Source organism: Nocardioides malaquae (assembly GCF_015070385.1).
Taxonomy (GTDB): Bacteria; Actinomycetota; Actinomycetes; order Propionibacteriales; family Nocardioidaceae; genus Nocardioides; species Nocardioides malaquae.
The window spans coordinates 1-236 of sequence record NZ_JADCSA010001190.1; the positions used below are offsets into that span (position 1 = coordinate 1).

Genomic DNA, 236 nt, shown 5'->3' on the forward strand with positions numbered 1-236 from the left:
AATACGAACCTTCAGCCCGGAGATCTTATTTTATGGTCTTCTATGACGATTCAATTGATCGAAAAAGATTTGCTGAAGATTCAAAGCTGCTATGATTATGCATCTAAGCTTCCAACTACGGCACAGCCTATTTCTGAAATGAAAAAGAAGTACCCGGTTTATAGACGGACACCGCGCATGATATATGATTTGCCTAATGATAAGGTGAGCTTGTCCTTTCCGTCTCAAGACAATGA

1 protein-coding gene is annotated in these 236 nt (G+C 39.8%); it reads left to right on the forward strand.

The features are described 5' to 3' along the window. Positions 1–236: hypothetical protein (locus tag IEQ44_RS18795; RefSeq protein ID WP_227487721.1), on the forward strand; the 236-nt coding region annotated here is incomplete at both ends.